The following is a 16,810-nucleotide window of genomic DNA, read 5'->3' as shown; positions in this document are numbered from 1 at the left end:
GGAGAGATAGGGAGATGGAGAAGTTCCGTATTTTGATCGTGGACGATTCCGCCTTCATGCGTGCCATTATTCGTGATTTAATCCTGCAAGACCCGGCTTTTGAGGTTGCCGGGACGGCGGCGACAGGCAGGGAAGCGCTGGAGGCCGCAAGGCTTCTCGCACCCGATGCCATGACTATGGATCTCGAGATGCCCGAAATGAACGGGCTCGAAGCTCTCGTGGCAGTCATGGAGAGCCGCCCGCTTCCGGTGATCATGTTCTCCGGCATCAGCGAGGAACATACCTCGCTCACGATTGCCGCGCTGCAGCAGGGAGCATTCGACTTCATCCGCAAGCCTTCACCCGCTTCGCCCCCAGGGGAGATTGAAACGATCGGACGCTTGCTGAGGGAGAAGCTGCATACCGCTCTTCAATTCCGAGGCCGACTGATCCATCCTCGCCTTCCGGCGCGGGAGGCGGGAGGGAAGAAGGAGCTGCCTGCACGCAAACAGGCAGCAAAGGATGCCGGCAGCCATGCGAAGCCTTCATCCGCTCCAGGCCCGAGCGGCGCAGCCCGTGGGACGCCGGACGAGACACGCAAGACGCGGATTCCTCCTGTTGCGGATGCCAAGCGCAGGCAAGCAAGCGCAAGTGAAGCCCCCCTTTCCAAGGAGCGGGCAGCACGGCCGGCTTCAGGCGCCTCGCGGCCTGCGCGGACGGGGATGCCTTCCAATCCGCATGCTTCAGCTGAGGAATCGGTCCCCAAATCTCTGGCTTCCAGGGAAAAGTGGACGCAGGTTGTCGCCATCGGCACATCGACTGGCGGACCGCGAGCGCTCAGCGAAGTGATCGGCTCGCTGCCGGCAGACTTGCCGGCCCCGGTGCTGGTCGTCCAGCATATGCCCCCCCGATTCACGGCATCGCTGGCCAAGCGGCTTGAAGCAGGCAGCATGATCGAGGTGAAGGAGGCGGAGCAGGGCGAACGCGTGCTTGCCGGCCGTGTCTATATCGCTCCCGGCGGAAGCCACATGGAGCTCGAGAAGGACGGAGCCGGCTACCAGATCCGGCTGACCCAATCGCCGGCAGTCAGCGGGCATCGCCCTTCGGTTGATGTACTGTTCCGCTCCATCGTTCCCTATGCGGAGCTGGAGCGCCACTGCGTTCTGCTTACCGGCATGGGAAGCGACGGCGCGCGAGGCATGCTGGAGCTTCGGGAAAGCGGCGCGGCCAGCATGATCACAGAGTCGGAGGAAACCTGTGTGGTGTACGGAATGCCTCGCAGCGCGGTTGAGCTCGGAGGCTCGCAGACGGCTCTGCCGCTTTTCCAAATTGCAGGAGAGCTTGCCCGGCGCTGCACGTAGGGCAGGACAGCAAACTTAGTTCAGGAGGTGGACCTGTAATGGATATGAACGCTTATCTGTCTATGTTTATCGATGAATCCAATGATCATCTTCAAGCACTCAATGAAAATCTCCTGAAGCTCGAAAGCGACCCGGCCGACATCGGCATTGTCCAGATCATCTTCCGCTCGGCCCATACGCTGAAAGGAATGTCGGCTACGATGGGATTCGAGGATCTTGCTTCCCTTACCCATGAGATGGAGAATGTCCTTGATCTTGTCCGCAACGGCAAGCTGACGATGGACGCTTTCATCTTCGATGTGCTCTTCAAAGGGTTGGATGCTCTGGAGACGATGGTGGCCGACATTACGGCCGGCGGGGCCGGCAAAGCCGATGTCGCCGATCTGCTGTCCTCCCTGAAATCCATCGTGGACGGCAGTTATTTGGCCAAGGACGCGGCAGCGGGAACTCAAGCCGCTTCCAAGAAAGAGAACGGAGCCTCGGCCGATCTGGACGAGTTCCAGCTGTCGGTGCTCAAGCAGTCGGTCGAAAGCGGGCTTAAAGCCGTGCGGCTCGATGTCGAGCTGGAGGATTCCTGCGTGCTGAAAGCAGCACGTTCGTATATGGTATTCAATTTCCTGGAACAGCACGGAGAAGTCATCAAATCGATTCCGTCGGTGACGGATCTCGAGCAGGAGAAGTTCGACAAGTCCTTCACCGTCATTCTCGTAACAGGCTCCGACGAGCAGGCCATTGCGGAAGGAGCCGGCAGCATTTCCGAAATTGCCTCAGCGGCTGCCAGCCTTCTGGACGAAGCCGCTCTGGAAGCGCTGGCCCATCCGGAAATCCCTGAAGCCGTGAAAGGGGCGGATGCAAGGATAGCGGACGTTCAAGCCGCGTCTTCCGCAGCCGCGGAAGCCAAGCGGCAGACGGCGGCAGCGTCGGCTCCTGCAGCTCAGGCCGCATCGCGGACGATACGGGTGGACATCGACCGGCTGGATTCGCTGATGAATCTGTTCAGCGAGCTGCTGATCGACCGGGTCCGGCTGGAGCAGCTCTCTTCCGAGATCGGCCGCACGGAGCTGAGCGAAACGGTCGAGCACCTATCCCGCATCAGCGGCGATCTGCAGAACATCGTGCTCAAGCTCCGCATGGTTCCGATCGATTCCGTCTTCAACCGCTTCCCTCGCATGGTGCGGGATCTGGCCAAAAATCTGAATAAAAAGGTCGATCTCGTCATCGTAGGCGCCGACACCGAGCTGGACCGGACGGTCATCGACGAAATCGGCGATCCTCTCGTCCATCTGCTCCGCAATTCCCTCGACCATGGCCTGGAAACGACGGATGGCCGCCTGGAGGCAGGCAAGCCGGAAACCGGCACGATATTCCTGCGGGCTTATCATAGCGGCAACCATGTCTTTATCGAGGTGGAGGAAGACGGAAGGGGCATCAACTCCGAGAAGGTCAAGGCCAAGGCTGTCGAGAACGGGGTGCTCAGCGCGCAGGAAGCGGCGCGGATGACCCAGGACGAAATCAACAACCTGATCTTCGCGCCCGGCTTCAGCACGGCGGATACGATCTCGGACATTTCGGGCCGCGGGGTCGGACTCGACGTCGTCCGCTCGAAGATTCTTTCCTTGGGCGGCAATGTATCGGTCGAATCCAAGGCCGGCATCGGCTCCAAGTTCAGCATCCAGCTTCCGCTCACGCTGTCGATCATCACCGCGATGCTGATCAAGCTCGGCTCGGAGAAATACGCCATTCCGCTTTCTTCCATCGTGGAAACCGGCATTCTCAGCAGGGACAGCATCCTGAACGTGCATGGCAACCGGATGATTGCATACCGCAATGCGGTCATTCCGCTCGTATCACTGGGCAATGTACTCGAAACAGCCGACTTCAATGAAGAAGAAGAGTTGGAGAGCGAGTACCTTGTCATCCGCAAAGGCGATAAATGGGCGGCAGTCATCGTGGACGACTTCATCGGCCAGAGCGAGATCGTGCTGAAGTCGATGGGCGGTTATCTCGGCCAGATTCCGGCCGTATCCGGAGCGACCATTCTTGGCGATGGCCAGGTCGCCCTCATCATCGATCCGAACGCACTGTTCAAATAAATTATCGGAGGAGGCAAACGGATATGGGAGAAGAACTGAAAGTAATCGTGTTTGCGCTGGGAGAAGAAGAATACGGCATCGAAGTCGATAAAGTGAAGACGGTGGAAAGACTCATGCCGGTGACTCGCGTGCCCAAAACGCCTGCATTCGTGAAGGGAGTCGTCAACCTGCGCGGCATCGTCGTGCCGGTCATCGATCTCCGCGGCCGCTTCGGGCTGGAGGAGACGGAATCGACGGACCAGACCCGCATCATCATCGTGCGCTCCGGAGAGCTGGAGGTCGGATTCATCGTCGATCGCGCCAACGACGTGACGGACATCAATACCGACAACATCGACCTGCCGCCTGAAGTCGTCGGCGGCATCCAGGCCAAGTATTTGCGCGGTATCGCCAAGACGCCGCAGGGCAGGCTTCTCGTCATGCTCAACCTGTCGGAAGTGCTGAACAAGAACGAAATCGTGCAGCTGGAGCAAATGGAGGCTTGACCGAATTGAGCACACTCGACAAGCTGGCCGACTTCGAATTGGATGTCCTGAAGGAAGTCGGCAACATCGGCTCCGGCAACGCGGCAACGGCTCTGTCCACTTTGCTGAACAAGCCGGTCGACATGGCCGTGCCGAAGGTGAGCCTGGTGCCTTTCGAGGAAGTCGCGGAACGGGCCGGAGGCGCCGAGGAACTGGTCATGGCCGTGTTTCTCCGCGTGGAAGGCGAGGCTCCCGGCAATCTGTTCTATTTGATGAACCCGGTCGCGGCCAAGAAGATGCTCCGCAAGCTTGCGGCGATGGAAGTCGAAGAGGATCTCGAATACTCGGAGATGGAATTATCCGCCATTGGAGAAATCGGCAATATTCTCGCCGGCTCCTATTTATCTTCGCTGGCCGATCTCACCAAGCTGAGCCTCGCCCCCAGCGTTCCTGCCGTCGCGATGGACATGGCGGGAGCCGTGCTCGTATACGGGCTTATGCAATACGGAGAAATGGGAGACACAGCGCTGCTGATCGAGACCAAATTTCATGACGGAGGGGAAGTTCTGGAAGGCCAGTTCTTCCTGATTCCGGATCCGGAATCGTTCTCCACTATCTTCCGCTCGCTAGGAGTGCCGCTCGAATGATCCAGCAGCAAGTCGTGAAAGTCGGAATGGCCGACCTCAATATCGCTCTCGACGGCAGCGCCATCCGTACGACGGGACTCGGCTCCTGCGTCGGGCTGACCTTGTACGATTCAGAGAAGAGGATCGGCGGAATGGCCCATGTCATGCTCCCGAATTCATCCATAGCCAGAGAAGCGGATTTCAACCGGGCCAAATATGCCGACACCGCTCTTCCCTTATTGATCGAAGAATTGCAGAAGGCGGGAGCCCGACTTGGACGGCTGTCCGCCAAGATGGCCGGCGGCGCCCAAATGTTCGCGGCCTTGTCGGCCAATGATTCGCTGCGGATCGGTCCCCGCAATGTGGAAAGCTGCACGGCCGTCCTTGCCAGCTACGGCATTCCCATCCTCGCCGAGGATACAGGCGGCAGCTACGGCAGAACGATCGAGCTGGATACAGGCACGGGCATCCTGCATGTCCGCTCCGTCCAGCGGGGCACAAAGGAGTTGTAGGCGTGATAGGTACATGGCGCATCAATGCATGGTCGGCGGTTCTGGGAGCGGTCCTTACGGCGGCGATCAACCTGGGACGCAATCCGATCGACGCCGCGGCGACGCGGGCTCTGGCAGCTGCCGCAGCCTTCTGGGCGATCGGTTACGCTTTGCGGGTTCTGCTGAAGCAGACCGTCCCTCAGCCCGACCGGGAAGTCGGGGAGGAACCGGCAGCCGGGCAGCATCTGGACCTTTCCGCAAACGGAGAGGATTTGAACGAGCTGCTGCTTCAAGGCCTGCGGCCGCCTGCCGGCGGGTCGAGTCAGCCGGACGGATCCGGAGGCATGGACGCCTCCTTGGCTCCGGAGCAGCAGAACAGCGGCTTCCAGCCGCTGCAGCCTGCCCGGCTGAAATCGGTTCCTTCCGGCATGGAGCCGGACGAGCTTGCACAGGCAGTCCGTCATATAAGCAGAGAAGAAGAGTAGCATTAGGCTGCAGGCATGCATCCTAACGGCTGGAATAACCGCGAGGTGAATCCTGAAGGAGGCTTGGAAGCCATGACAGAGCCGAAAGCGCCTCATTTGTCCAACATGGCGATGTGGGAGAAATGGAAGGAAGAGCAGGATATAGACGCGAAGAAGGCTCTGATTGAGCAGTATTTGCCGCTGGTCGATTACGTGACGAACCGAATGGCGATCGGCCTGCCCAAAAATGTATCCAAAGACGATCTTGCGAGCAACGGCGCGATGGGGCTGATTGACGCGATCGATAAATTCGATTATAAACGAGGCCTTCAATTCGAAACCTACGCTTCCTGGCGCATCAGGGGGGCCATCATCGACGGCCTCCGGCAAGGCGACTGGGTCCCCCGTTCGGTCCGCGAAAAGGCCAAGCGAATAGAGGAAGCCTATCAGCATCTGGAGCAGCAGTATTTGCGGTCCGTGTCCGATGTTGAAATCAGCTCCTATCTTCAAGTAACGGAGAGGGAGTTCACGACGATGCTGCAGGAAATTGCCGTCACGACGGTCTGTTCCCTTGAAGATCCGATCCGCGAGGAGGAGAGCGAGACAAGAATGTCCTTGCTGGTGGATGAGAAAGCGAAAAATCCGGACCATAAAGTGCATGAATTTTTCCTCAAGGAATCCCTTGTGAAAGGAATCGAGCGATTGACGGAAAAAGAACGGATCGTCGTCTCTCTCTTCTATTATGAAGAGCTTTCCTTGAGCGAGATCGCAGAAGTCATGTCCCTGTCCCCGTCTCGCATCTCCCAGCTTCATTCCAAAGCGATCCTGCGCCTGAGAGGTGCGCTTTCCAAGCAGAAAGATCAACTGATGCAGAACTCCTGAAGGAGGAAAAGCGATGAACCAGCAGCTTGATTTGGAATCTTATCTCAAAGTTAGCCTGTCGCCTGACCGAATGACCGGGTACATTCATTTTCAACGCTGCGACGACGACTTTTCCGTTACGGCTCAAGAACTGGAGCGGTTTGTCCGGCAGGCAGGGATTTCATACGGCATCCTGCCGGAAGCCCTGCAAGCGATCGCCAGCGATCCTGCGGCATGCAGCATCAAGGAAACGGTCGTGGCCAAGGGATTGCCTGCCAGACAGGGCACAGATTCCCGCGTCATGTTCACAATCGACTTGAGCGACGGCTTCAAGCCGGAGGAGAATGACAGCGGCAAGGTGGATTTCAAGGAAATCAACCGCATCCGCAACGTGCAGCGCGGGCAGCTGGTCGCGCGCAAACTGGAGCCGGGCGACGGAGAAGCCGGCATTAATGTTGCCGGCGAGCCGGTTGCGGGCAAGCGGGGCCGCGATATGCGCCTTAAGGTCGGCAAGAATGTGGTGTGCAATCCGGAGCGCACGATGGTGTATGCCGCGCTCGACGGCGTATTCACGCTGACAGAGAGCGAAACGATCAATGTGTTCCCGGTATATGAGGTCAATGGAGACGTGGATTATCGAACGGGCAATATCGACTTCGTCGGCACCGTCGTTATTCGCGGCAACGTGCTGACCGGCTTCAAAGTAAGGGCAGCGGGCGATATCCGGGTCGTCGGGGGCGTGGAAGGCGCAGAGCTTGAATCGGACGGATCGATCGAGATTACGGGCGGCATCATGGCCGGCAACAAAGGAAGCATCAAGTCCGGCAAATCGCTTCGCTGCTCATTTGTTCAGGATGGGACCGTATCGGCGGGCGAGGATGTACAGGTCAGCCAGAGCATCATGCACTCCCAGGTCAAGGCGGGTGAGAATGTCCTTTGCCTTGGAGCGAAGGGGCTGATCGTCGGCGGATCCGTTCAAGCGGGCGAAGCAGTCAAGGCGCGGACGATCGGCAACGGGATGTCGACGGCGACTTCCATTGAAGTCGGCGTCAGGCCGGAACTGCGGCAGGAACTGCTGAATCTCCGCAAAATAATGAAAACGCATGGCGAAGCGCTCGACAAAACGGAGAAGGCTCTCGCTCTGCTCGACCAGCTGGCTGCTTCCGGCCAGATTTCTCCGGATAAGCTCGCGCTGCGAATCAAGCTCGGAGCGACCAAAAAGCAGACATCTGCCGAACTGGACGAAGTCCGCGACCGAATGCTGGAGATCGAGCGTTCGCTGGAGGATTCCAGCACGGCACGGGTCGAGGTGTCCGGAACCGTATATGGAGGGACGCGGATCGTGATCGGAAGGTATACCCGATTCATCAAGGATCCCGCCTCGCGTGTCAGCTTCCGCTACATCGACGGGGAAATCACGATGGGCTCCATCGTGTAGGAGGCGCTGATGACCTATCGACCGGTCGACCTGCAAGTTTCCGTTCCGAAAGTTCATGAGGCAGGAACCCAGCAAGGCTATTATCAGAGCCGTCTTGCCGCAGAGGCCCGCGCTCAGGAGCAGGACACGGCCAAGCGGAGCGAAAAGAACCGCAACAGTCCGACAGAAGTGGACTCTAAGGGGAATCTGCGAACGGGCAAGGACAGCTCCGGGAACGGAGCGGGCCGTGACAAGGCGGCAGGGAATCCGTCTGGCGGCAAAGAGGATGGAGCGCAGGCGGAAGGGGTCCATCCGTTCAAGGGAAAGCATGTGGACTTCAGCTTGTAGCTGAAGCCCGGCAGCAAGGAGGACAGATCGTACATGCAGCCATGGCAGTATATCGTTTTGCTGGGGGCGGTCGTCCTGGTATGGGCGTTTGCGGCGCCCCGCCGAGGAAAGAAGCCTTCAGAGGAGAGCGTATCCCGCGACAGAGGGCTTGAGCAGATGGAGAACGCACTGGAGCAGTTCATGGAAAATATGGAAGAAAGCAATCGGAGTCTCGGCGAGCTGGTCAAGTCCTCCAGAGAGCAGGAACAGGCCGAAGCAAGGCTGAGGGAGCAGCGCATCGAGGAGCTGGAGAAGCAGTGCAGGCTGCTTCAGGATGCTATTGCCGCCAACTCCGGCTCTGCTCTGGCTGCAGGACAGGCGGAAGCTGCCGGAGCTGCTCCAATGCAGCGAGAGGAAGCAGCCCAGCCGCTGCAAGCGCCGGAATCCATCCGCGCTCGCTTCCGGCAGCTGTTCGACTTGGAGCAGCAGGGGAGATCCGTGGACCAGATCGCCAAGGAGCTCGGCATCCATAAGGGAGAGGTGCTGCTCATCCAGCAGCTTGCAAGGCAGGAGGAATCGGCGAATGCGAGGTAAGAGGTCGTTTTGGATCGGACTGGGCGTCGGCATGATGGCCGGTGCTCTTTTGCTTCAATTAATGAATGCCGGCCAAGCGCAGTCAGCGTCTTGGGCAGGCGTCGAATCCGGCTCATCGGAGTCGGGCAGCGGCGAGGAGAGCGCTGTCTATACGCAAGAGGAAGCCGATCTGCTTGTACAAGCCGCAATCGAGAAAGCGCTGCGGGAACGGGAAGCAGAGAGCAGCCCCGACGGCGCTTCTCCGGAAAGCGGCAATCAGCCGGCCGCGTCCCCGCTCAAGACTGAATCGGGTGCTGCCGGCGCTTTTTCGAGTCCAAGCCCGTCTCCGAGTCCGGCGGCTAAGCCTTCTCCCGCAAAGCAGGACTCCTCGTCCAAGAAGGCGGAGAAAAGCAGCGCGAACGGGAAAACGATCATCGTGAGAATTCCGCCGAATTCGAATTTGACCTCGGTCGGAAAGCTGCTGGAAAGCAGCGGAGTCGTCGAACAGGGAGAAGACTTCGTGGCTTACATGCAGAAGGGCGGCTCTCCGGGCACGGTCCGGGCCGGCTATTTTTCCTTCAAAGGATCGCAGGATCTTGCCGCCGTGAAAAAAATCGTGACGGGCCAGCCTATGGACCCTGACGAGGCGAAAAAGAGAATCGGCTCAGGCGGCTAGGAGGCTTTGATGGCCCGCCTGTCAAAGCAAGCCTTGAAGGTTGCAAGCGGGCAGGCAGTATGCTATAGTAATTGACGGTGTTAAAAACACACGCCGGTTAATTTCGACAAGGGTGCTTCCTTATGGGGAGTCTTGCCGGAAGATGACATCGGCGGAGGACACAAATAAAAACCAATCAGGAGGTGTTGAGGATGGCAGTGATCTCCATGAAACAGCTGCTCGAGGCTGGTGTGCACTTCGGTCACCAAACTCGCCGCTGGAACCCTAAAATGGATCGCTATATCTTCACGGAACGTAACGGAATCTACATTATCGACCTGCAAAAAACAGTCAAGAAAGTGGAAGAGGCTTATAACTTCGTCCGCTCCGTGGCTGAAGACGGCGGTACGATTCTGTTCGTAGGTACCAAGAAACAAGCCCAGGACTCTGTTAAAGAAGAAGCAGAGCGTTGCGGCAACTACTACATCAACCAACGCTGGCTCGGCGGCACGCTGACCAACTTCTCCACGATCCAAAAACGGATCGACCGTCTCCGTCAACTGGAGAAATGGGAAGAGGACGGCACGTTCGAAGTCCTGCCTAAAAAAGAAGTCATCATTCTTCGCAAAGAAAAAGACCGTCTCCAGAAGTTCCTCGGCGGCATCAAAGGCATGCGCAAGCTGCCTAGCGCGCTGTTCATCATCGATCCGCGCAAAGAACGCATCGCCGTGGCTGAAGCCCGCAAGCTGGGCATTCCAATCGTCGGCATCGTAGACACCAACTGCGATCCGGACGAGATCGACTATGTCATTCCGGGCAACGACGACGCTATCCGCGCTGTCAAGCTGCTTACGGGCAAAATGGCCGATGCGATCGTAGAAGCCAACCAAGGCGAGCAAACAACCGCGTAAGGAACGGCTTTAGCTGTTCTGAACAGGTTAACACGATGAAGACAACAAAGGGTGGTTAGAAGGTGAAAGCCTCCTCGCCGCCCTTTTTTTGAGAGAATACACGAACATAACGCCTGGCAAAGGCAATCAGGAGGAATAAATCATGGCAGTCAACGCAAGCGCAGTCAAAGAACTCCGTGAAAAAACGGGTGCAGGAATGCTCGATTGCAAAAAAGCATTGGAAGAAGCAAACGGCGATCTGACGAAAGCAGCCGAGCTGCTTCGTGAAAAAGGCCTCGCAGCCGCTGCCAACAAAGCCGGCCGCGTAGCTACGGAAGGCGTCGTTGAATCCTACATCCACGCCGGCGGCCGCATCGGCGTTCTCGTTGAAATCAACTGCGAGACGGACTTTGTTGCCAAAACGGATCAATTCCGCGAATTCTGCAAAGACATCGCTATGCAAATCGCAGCTGTAGGCGCCAAATACGTTCGCCGTGAAGAAGTCGATCCGGCTGAACTTGAAAAAGAGCGCGAAATTCTTAAAGCCCAAGCCCTCAACGAAGGCAAGCCTGCCCATATCGTCGAGAAAATGGTTGAAGGCCGCCTGAGCAAGTACTATGAGGAGTTCTGCCTCATGGAGCAAGCTTTCATCAAAGATCCGGACAAGACGATCACCACGCTGCTGAACGAAAAGATCAGCACGATCGGCGAGAACATCTCCATCCGTCGCTTCGCTCGTTTCGAGCTCGGCGAAGGTCTGGAGAAAAAAGTCGACAACTTCGTTGAAGAAGTCATGGCGCAAGCCAAACTGTAAGTCGTCTCCAGGCGTTCCGTGTCCGCACGGAACGCTTTGATCAACCGAACGCAGCAGGCGGGGCGGGGCGTCCGCCCCGCCTCTTGCTTTGTCCACGGACAAGGCTGAAGTAAAGCAAATCTGGGTATTACATGGGGGTATTGACGTTGGAGAATCCCGTCTACAAACGGATCGTCCTGAAAGTCAGCGGTGAATCGCTGTCGGGGCAGGCTGGCTATGGCATCGAGGCAGAGATCATTTCGTCCATCGCGCAGCAAATCAAGGAAGTCGTGGAGCTTGGCGTCGAAGTGGCTATCGTAGTCGGAGGAGGGAATATCTGGCGCGGTATCGCGGGAACAGCCAAAGGAATCGACCGTGCGACAGCCGATTACATGGGCATGCTGGCTACGGTGATGAATTCGCTGGCTCTGCAAGATGCGCTTGAATCCATCGATGTGCCGACCCGTGTCCAGACCTCGATTGCCATGCAGCAAATCGCGGAGCCGTATATTCGCCGCCGCGCGATTCGCCATCTCGAGAAAGGGCGCGTCGTCATCTTCGCGGCCGGAACGGGCAATCCGTTCTTCTCTACGGATACGACGGCTGCGCTGCGCGCGGCTGAAATCGAAGCCGAGGTCATTCTGATGGCCAAGAACAAAGTGGACGGGGTTTATTCCGCCGATCCGTTCAAGGACGAAACCGCGGAGAAGTTCGACCAGCTGTCTTACCTCGATGTGCTCAACCGCAATCTTGGCGTCATGGATTCCACATCCACTTCGCTCTGCATGGACAACAATATTCCGCTCGTCGTATTCGCCATAACGATTCCAGGCAATATTAAGCGGGTCATCCTGGGAGAGAAAATCGGAACGATCGTGAAAGGAAGTGCACAATAAGATGCCGCAAGGAATCAAAGCAGACGCATCCGAAAGAATGGAAAAGGCCATCGGAGCCTTGAAACGCGATCTGGGCACGCTTCGTGCAGGCCGTGCGAATCCGGCTCTGCTGGACCGCATTCAAGTCGAGTATTACGGGGCCTTGACTCCCCTCAACCAATTGGCGAACATCAATACGCCCGATTCCCGCACGCTGTTCATCCAGCCTTGGGACAAATCTTCGCTCAGCGATATCGAGAGAGCGATCATGAAATCGGATATCGGCATGACTCCGTCCAATGACGGGACGTCGATCCGGATCGTCGTGCCGATGCTGACCGAAGAGCGCCGTACGGAGCTCGTCAAAATGACGAAAAAATTCGGCGAGGAAGCGAAAATCGCGATCCGCAACATCCGCCGCGATGCCAACGATGCAATCAAGAAGCTGGAGAAAACGGATATTTCCGAAGACGAGTCCAAGCGCCATCAGGACGACATTCAGAAAACGACGGACAAGTTTGTCGCTGAAGTCGATAAGGTGCTTGCTGTCAAAGAAAAAGACATCATGGAAGTTTAGGCCGGGAATGCCGGCACAGGTCAGATCCAAGCCCCTCCGACAGGTGGGGTTTGCCTGCATCATGGCTCCTATGAGGAGCCTGCCAGCCTAAAGTCATTGCCGGCGGGGAGGAATCAGGATGATTGAGCGGTTATGGTCGAAGCGCGGCAAGGCATCTCCGCAGGTGGCGGACCCCACAAGCCTGGACAATATTCCGGAACATGTGGCCATCATTATGGACGGCAACGGAAGATGGGCCCAAAACCGGGGATTGCCGCGGATAGCCGGCCATCACTCGGGCATGAAAGCGGTCAAGAAGGTGACGATGGCAGCCGACCGGGTCGGAGTCAAATTTTTGACTTTGTATGCTTTTTCGACCGAGAACTGGAAAAGGCCCAAGACAGAGGTCGATTTTTTGATGCGGCTTCCGCAGGAGTTTCTTGCGCTTGAGCTCGAAGAGCTCATCGAGAACAATGTCCAGGTCAGGATGATGGGCTACCGGGGCAATTTGCCGGACTTCACTTTGGCAGCGCTCGACGAAGCGATTGAAAAAACAAAAGCCAATACCGGGTTGGTTCTTAACTTTGCCTTGAATTACGGAAGCCGGTCCGAAATGCTGGATGCGGTCAAATCCTTGGCAATGGATGTGAGGAACGGCGGTCTGGAGCCAGGCGACATCACGGAAGAGATGATGGCGAAGCGCCTTCTCAGCAGCGGCTTGCCGGATCCTGATCTGCTCATCCGAACGAGCGGAGAGCTTCGTCTAAGCAACTTCATGCTCTGGCAGATGGCTTATAGCGAACTGTGGTTCACCGATGTTTACTGGCCGGCGTTCACGGAAGAATTGTTCCAGGAAGCCATCGCGGAATATCAGCGGCGAGCAAGGCGATTCGGCGGCATTTAACGATCCGCTTTTGAAAGAGGACCTTACCCATGAAACAACGCATCGTTACCGGAGCTTTGGCGGGAGCCTTGTTCCTGCTTCTGCTTGTCGTTGGGGGCCCAAGTTACAACGTGCTGCTGCTGCTTCTTGCCCTCATCGGCTTTTACGAATATGTTCGATTGAACGGATTTCGTCCCCTGCACCCGGCCGGGCTGATCGGCTATGCCGGGATGCTTTTTTTTCTGCTTCCTTGGGAGAAGATGGGACTCGAGATGCCGATGGACGGTTATGCCGTATGGATTCTGATGCTGCTGCTGCTCGCGGTGACCGTCGTGAGCAAGAACGAGACGACGCTAGACGGAGCCGCCTTGCTGCTGCTCGGAGCTCTCTATGTCGGATATGGTTTCGGTTCCATGCTTCAGGTCCGAGCCTTCCATGAACACGGGCTTTTCTTTTCTTTCCTCTGTTTCGGCTGCATCTGGGCTTCCGACATCGGAGCCTACTTCATCGGCAAAGCGATCGGTAGGACGAAGCTGTGGCCGGCAATCAGCCCCAACAAAACGATCGAAGGCTCGCTTGGCGGCGTGCTGGCCTCCATCGTCGTCGCAGCGGCGTTCCACTTCGCCGCTCCGGAATGGATCGGGCTCGGCCATGCGGTCATGATCGGTGTTGTGGCGGCAGTAGCCGGGCAGTTCGGAGATCTGATCCAGTCGGCATACAAGCGTCTTCGCGGCGTGAAGGACAGCGGGCGCTTGCTGCCGGGTCACGGCGGGGTGCTCGACCGCTGCGACAGCTGGATTATCGTGTTTCCGCTTCTTGTGCTGACGGGCCTCGTTCCCGTCTGACAGCGGCGCCAATACATAAGAAGAAAGAGATGGTTCGGTGAAAAAAGTTACGCTTCTCGGATCGACCGGCTCGATCGGCACCCAGACGCTCGATGTGATGGCAGCCCATCCGGATGAATACGAGCTGGAGGGATTGGCGGCCGGTTCCAATGCCCGGCTGCTTGTCCAGCAGGCATTGAAATTCAAGCCCAAGCGGGTCTGTCTCGCCACGGAGGAAGGAGCACGCTACGCCAGGGAGGCTTTGCCTCCAAGCGTAGAGGTGCTGCATGGCGAAGAGGGCTTGGTGGAAATGGCGGGCGGAGGCAGCTCCGATGTCGTCGTGACGGCCATTATGGGAAGCCGCGGCCTCCCGGCTACGCTTGCGGCCATCGAAGCGGGGCGCACGATCGCGCTGGCGAACAAGGAGACGCTCGTTACGGCGGGGCATTTGGTCATGGACGCCGCGAAGCGGCGCGGAGTGAGCATCCTTCCCGTGGACAGCGAGCATTCGGCATTGTTCCAATGCTTGAACGGGGAGCGGAGAGAGGATGTTCTCGGCATCACGCTGACCGCATCCGGCGGCTCTTTCCGGGACCGCACGCGGCAGCAGCTCGGCGGGGTCACGGTCGCGGAAGCTCTGAACCATCCCAACTGGTCGATGGGCGCCAAGATCACGATCGATTCCGCTACGATGGTCAACAAAGGCTTTGAAGTCATTGAAGCCCGCTGGCTGTTCGACCTGTCCTACGACGATATTTCCGTGGTGATCCATCCGGAGAGCATCATCCATTCGTATGTCGAGTTCAAGGATCATAGCATTATCGCGCAGCTTGGCATGCCGGACATGAGGGTGCCGATCCAGTATGCCCTCTCCTACCCGGCGCGGCTGTCTAGCCCGTCGAAGAGGCTGGATCTGGTGCAGGCCGGCAGCCTCACCTTCCGGGAGATGGACTACGACCGCTTCCGCTGCCTGCGCATGGCGTTTCAATGCGGACGTGCGGGCGGCACGGCGACGACGGTGTTCAATGCGGCGAACGAGGTGGCGGTCGACCGTTTCCTGAAGGGCGAGATCGAATTCCTCCACATCGAGAGCATTCTCGAGAGCGTCCTTGAAAGGCATGACGTCATTGCTGTCCCGGGGTTGGAAGAGATCGCCGAGGCGGATGCCTGGGCTCGGCGGGAAGCTTCCTCAGCGGTTTAGAATCCCTCTATTGCCCCCATAATCGTTAGCTTCAGCCACGCTTCCTTCCGCTGAAAGCTGTTTTTCCTCGTCAACTGCCGAGGTCCATATCGGGACGGCGGAGGTTTGCCGGCGAAGGGCGGTTCTCTTGTGTCTGCCGGGAGAATAATGATAATCTAGGTACAGGCCGTTAACCGACTGGAGGCACTGACAGCTATGGGTACAATTCAGGTCATCTTCATGACCGTTCTCGTGTTTTTCGTCATTGTCACCATCCATGAATGGGGACATTATTTTTTTGCCAAGCGCGCAGGCATTCTGGTCCGTGAATTCGCGATCGGATTCGGACCCAAGCTGTTTTCCATCAAGCGAGGGGAAACCCGCTACACGCTCCGTCTAATTCCCGCAGGCGGATTCGTCCGCATGGCAGGCGAAGATCCGGAAATCTCGGAAGTCCAGCCTGGGCAGACGGTCGCGGTCCGTGTGAAGGATGGACGCGTGACACGCATATATCTCGATCGGCTGGACGAGCGCAGCGGAGTCATCCGAGGCGAAGTGGAACAGATCGACCTTGAGCGCAGATTGTTCATTCAGCTGCATGTGGAAGGCGATACGGAACGTTACGACGTCCATCCGCAGGCGCTTATGATTGCGAAGAGCAGGGAAACCCAGATTGCGCCCATCGACCGGCAGTTCGGCAGCAAGACGGTCGGACAGAGGGCACTGGCCATTGCAGCCGGTCCTTTCATGAACTTCATCCTGGCGTTTGTCCTGTTCGCTGTCTACATCCAGATGGCAGGCGTCGTTCAAGACAATCCCAAACATCTGCTGATCAACAGCGTCGTCGCAGGCATGCCGGCCGAGAAGGCGGGCTTGCAGAAGGGCGATGTCATCGATACGGTGGGAGGCACCGACGTCGGGACCGATTATGCCAAGATGATCGAGATCATCGGCAAGTCGGCGAACAAGCCTCTTGAATTGAAAATCATCCGTAGCGGAGAGCCTCTCTCGCTCACGCTGACTCCGGTTCCCGATAAGGAGAGCAAGGCCGGCAAGGTCGGCATCACGGCCGGATATCCGATGCGGTCCGCGACGTTCGGAGAGACGGTCACGCAATCGGCCGTCACGATGAAGGAAGTGACCGTGCAGATTTTCAAAAGCTTCGGCCAGCTCATTACGGGCAACTTCAAGTTCGACGATCTTGGAGGTCCTGTACGGACCGCTGAGGTTACCGGACAGATCGCCCGGCAAGGCCTCCCGTCGCTGACGAATTGGGCGGCCGTGCTCAGTCTCTATCTCGGCATCTTCAATCTGCTTCCGATTCCGGCGCTGGACGGCAGCCGGCTCGTATTCATCGGGCTGGAGGGACTGCGGGGACGTCCGGTCGATCCCGCGAGGGAGAGCATGGTCCATGTCATCGGCTTCATGATGCTGATGCTGCTCATGCTTGCCGTGACTTACAATGATATTTTACGTTTAGTACGAGGGTAGAGGGGAG

At 57.7% G+C, this 16,810-nt stretch carries 19 protein-coding genes; all 19 read left to right on the top strand.

Going from position 1 to position 16,810, the window contains the following annotated elements; genetic code table 11:
- Positions 1–14: 14 nt before the first annotated feature.
- The 19 genes from ACLBWT_RS00415 to rseP all read left to right on the top strand — a co-directional run bounded on the left by ACLBWT_RS00415 (position 15) and on the right by rseP (position 16,803).
- Positions 15–1,340: a protein-glutamate methylesterase/protein-glutamine glutaminase gene (locus ACLBWT_RS00415; protein ID WP_447661154.1), complete on the top strand. Its 1,326-nt coding sequence runs from the start codon at positions 15–17 to the stop codon at positions 1,338–1,340.
- 38 nt (positions 1,341–1,378) lie between these two features.
- Entirely contained in the window at positions 1,379–3,433 is a 2,055-nt protein-coding gene (locus ACLBWT_RS00410) for a chemotaxis protein CheW (protein ID WP_447661153.1), read from the top strand.
- Positions 3,434–3,456: 23 nt separating this feature from the next.
- Entirely contained in the window at positions 3,457–3,918 is a 462-nt protein-coding gene (locus ACLBWT_RS00405; protein ID WP_447661152.1) for a chemotaxis protein CheW, read from the top strand.
- A gap of 5 nt (positions 3,919–3,923) precedes the next feature.
- Positions 3,924–4,544: a chemotaxis protein CheC gene (locus ACLBWT_RS00400; protein ID WP_447661151.1), complete on the top strand. Its 621-nt coding sequence runs from the start codon at positions 3,924–3,926 to the stop codon at positions 4,542–4,544.
- On the top strand, positions 4,541–5,035 hold the full coding sequence (locus tag ACLBWT_RS00395; protein WP_447661150.1) for a chemotaxis protein CheD: 495 nt from the start codon (positions 4,541–4,543) through the stop codon (positions 5,033–5,035). Before ACLBWT_RS00400 ends, ACLBWT_RS00395 begins: the two co-directional genes overlap by 4 nt.
- Positions 5,036–5,037: 2 nt before the next feature.
- Complete coding sequence (locus ACLBWT_RS00390; RefSeq protein WP_447661149.1) at positions 5,038–5,499, top strand: hypothetical protein; 462 nt, start codon at positions 5,038–5,040, stop codon at positions 5,497–5,499.
- 72 nt (positions 5,500–5,571) lie between these two features.
- Complete coding sequence (locus ACLBWT_RS00385) at positions 5,572–6,360, top strand: FliA/WhiG family RNA polymerase sigma factor (RefSeq protein ID WP_447661148.1); 789 nt, start codon at positions 5,572–5,574, stop codon at positions 6,358–6,360.
- A 13-nt stretch (positions 6,361–6,373) separates the two neighbouring features.
- Positions 6,374–7,777 (top strand): DUF342 domain-containing protein, encoded by a 1,404-nt coding sequence (locus ACLBWT_RS00380; protein ID WP_447661147.1) that lies wholly within the window; start codon positions 6,374–6,376, stop codon positions 7,775–7,777.
- Positions 7,778–7,786: 9 nt separating this feature from the next.
- Positions 7,787–8,104: a hypothetical protein gene (locus ACLBWT_RS00375; RefSeq protein ID WP_447661146.1), complete on the top strand. Its 318-nt coding sequence runs from the start codon at positions 7,787–7,789 to the stop codon at positions 8,102–8,104.
- A 33-nt stretch (positions 8,105–8,137) separates the two neighbouring features.
- On the top strand, positions 8,138–8,677 hold the full coding sequence (locus ACLBWT_RS00370) for a hypothetical protein (protein ID WP_447661145.1): 540 nt from the start codon (positions 8,138–8,140) through the stop codon (positions 8,675–8,677).
- Positions 8,667–9,332 (top strand): hypothetical protein, encoded by a 666-nt coding sequence (locus tag ACLBWT_RS00365; RefSeq protein ID WP_447661144.1) that lies wholly within the window; start codon positions 8,667–8,669, stop codon positions 9,330–9,332. The genes ACLBWT_RS00370 and ACLBWT_RS00365 overlap by 11 nt, the downstream gene beginning before the upstream one ends.
- Positions 9,333–9,523: 191 nt before the next feature.
- A complete protein-coding gene (gene rpsB / locus ACLBWT_RS00360; protein ID WP_048747535.1) occupies positions 9,524–10,222 on the top strand; it encodes a 30S ribosomal protein S2 in 699 nt (232 codons plus the stop codon).
- A gap of 142 nt (positions 10,223–10,364) precedes the next feature.
- A complete protein-coding gene (gene tsf, locus ACLBWT_RS00355) occupies positions 10,365–11,015 on the top strand; it encodes a translation elongation factor Ts (protein ID WP_076355354.1) in 651 nt (216 codons plus the stop codon).
- Between the two features lie 146 nt (positions 11,016–11,161).
- Positions 11,162–11,890 carry a UMP kinase gene (pyrH, locus tag ACLBWT_RS00350; RefSeq protein ID WP_048747540.1) on the top strand — a complete coding sequence of 243 codons (729 nt, stop codon included), beginning with the start codon at positions 11,162–11,164 and terminating at the stop codon, positions 11,888–11,890.
- A gap of 1 nt (position 11,891) precedes the next feature.
- Positions 11,892–12,446 carry a ribosome recycling factor gene (gene frr, locus ACLBWT_RS00345; protein WP_447661143.1) on the top strand — a complete coding sequence of 185 codons (555 nt, stop codon included), beginning with the start codon at positions 11,892–11,894 and terminating at the stop codon, positions 12,444–12,446.
- Positions 12,447–12,564: 118 nt separating this feature from the next.
- Positions 12,565–13,329, top strand: a complete 765-nt coding sequence (locus ACLBWT_RS00340) for an isoprenyl transferase (RefSeq protein ID WP_447661142.1) — start codon at positions 12,565–12,567, stop codon at positions 13,327–13,329.
- A 29-nt stretch (positions 13,330–13,358) separates the two neighbouring features.
- A complete protein-coding gene (locus ACLBWT_RS00335) occupies positions 13,359–14,153 on the top strand; it encodes a phosphatidate cytidylyltransferase (protein WP_447661141.1) in 795 nt (264 codons plus the stop codon).
- Between the two features lie 37 nt (positions 14,154–14,190).
- A complete protein-coding gene (locus ACLBWT_RS00330; RefSeq protein ID WP_447661140.1) occupies positions 14,191–15,333 on the top strand; it encodes a 1-deoxy-D-xylulose-5-phosphate reductoisomerase in 1,143 nt (380 codons plus the stop codon).
- A gap of 195 nt (positions 15,334–15,528) precedes the next feature.
- Positions 15,529–16,803 carry an RIP metalloprotease RseP gene (gene rseP / locus ACLBWT_RS00325; RefSeq protein WP_447661139.1) on the top strand — a complete coding sequence of 425 codons (1,275 nt, stop codon included), beginning with the start codon at positions 15,529–15,531 and terminating at the stop codon, positions 16,801–16,803.
- Positions 16,804–16,810: the final 7 nt, after the last annotated feature.

This window comes from Paenibacillus sp. D51F (assembly GCF_053345695.1).
This window is presented reverse-complemented; position numbering and strand designations above follow the sequence as displayed.

Bases quoted from the DNA above. Each gene is read 5' to 3' on its own strand.
- ACLBWT_RS00385 (WP_447661148.1), top strand. From the start codon at position 5,572: ATGACAGAGCCGAAAGCGCCTCATTTGTCCAACATGGCGATGTGGGAG.
- frr (WP_447661143.1), top strand. From the start codon at position 11,892: ATGCCGCAAGGAATCAAAGCAGACGCATCCGAAAGAATGGAAAAGGCC.
- rseP (WP_447661139.1), top strand. From the start codon at position 15,529: ATGGGTACAATTCAGGTCATCTTCATGACCGTTCTCGTGTTTTTCGTC.
- ACLBWT_RS00405 (WP_447661152.1), top strand. From the start codon at position 3,457: ATGGGAGAAGAACTGAAAGTAATCGTGTTTGCGCTGGGAGAAGAAGAA.
- ACLBWT_RS00370 (WP_447661145.1), top strand. From the start codon at position 8,138: ATGCAGCCATGGCAGTATATCGTTTTGCTGGGGGCGGTCGTCCTGGTA.
- ACLBWT_RS00375 (WP_447661146.1), top strand. From the start codon at position 7,787: ATGACCTATCGACCGGTCGACCTGCAAGTTTCCGTTCCGAAAGTTCAT.
- ACLBWT_RS00380 (WP_447661147.1), top strand. From the start codon at position 6,374: ATGAACCAGCAGCTTGATTTGGAATCTTATCTCAAAGTTAGCCTGTCG.
- ACLBWT_RS00410 (WP_447661153.1), top strand. From the start codon at position 1,379: ATGGATATGAACGCTTATCTGTCTATGTTTATCGATGAATCCAATGAT.
- ACLBWT_RS00395 (WP_447661150.1), top strand. From the start codon at position 4,541: ATGATCCAGCAGCAAGTCGTGAAAGTCGGAATGGCCGACCTCAATATC.
- ACLBWT_RS00335 (WP_447661141.1), top strand. From the start codon at position 13,359: ATGAAACAACGCATCGTTACCGGAGCTTTGGCGGGAGCCTTGTTCCTG.
- ACLBWT_RS00340 (WP_447661142.1), top strand. From the start codon at position 12,565: ATGATTGAGCGGTTATGGTCGAAGCGCGGCAAGGCATCTCCGCAGGTG.
- ACLBWT_RS00365 (WP_447661144.1), top strand. From the start codon at position 8,667: ATGCGAGGTAAGAGGTCGTTTTGGATCGGACTGGGCGTCGGCATGATG.
- rpsB (WP_048747535.1), top strand. From the start codon at position 9,524: ATGGCAGTGATCTCCATGAAACAGCTGCTCGAGGCTGGTGTGCACTTC.
- tsf (WP_076355354.1), top strand. From the start codon at position 10,365: ATGGCAGTCAACGCAAGCGCAGTCAAAGAACTCCGTGAAAAAACGGGT.
- ACLBWT_RS00415 (WP_447661154.1), top strand. From the start codon at position 15: ATGGAGAAGTTCCGTATTTTGATCGTGGACGATTCCGCCTTCATGCGT.